The organism is Globicatella sp. HMSC072A10, from assembly GCF_001811625.1.
GTDB classification, from domain to species: Bacteria; Bacillota; Bacilli; order Lactobacillales; family Aerococcaceae; genus Globicatella; species Globicatella sanguinis.
On record NZ_KV805725.1, the window covers coordinates 1 to 272 of the forward strand.

Below are 272 nucleotides of genomic sequence, written 5' to 3' on the forward strand. Positions count from 1 at the left end.
GTTAACAGAAGTGCCTTTTCATTTCTTTGGTAACGTTCAAAAATTTCTGTCGAAAACTTTCCATCTCTTGTTCTTGGTACTCTAAGAGGTAACGTTCCTACTTGTGTTGTGTAATCACGATCGTAATAACCATTACGATAAGTAACCCTATTGGGATCGCGTTGATAGGCTTCGTTATCTAAGTATTCATCTCGTTCTTTCTCCATCAGTTCATTAAATACCTTGGTTAGAATATTCTTAGCTGTGTTGTCTTTCACTTCTACGTCAATTAA

1 protein-coding gene is annotated in these 272 nt (G+C 36.0%); it reads right to left on the reverse strand.

Going from position 1 to position 272, the window contains the following annotated elements:
• Nucleotides 1–272 (reverse strand): transposase (locus HMPREF2811_RS05685; protein WP_210386552.1); only part of this gene is annotated, 272 nt, incomplete at both ends.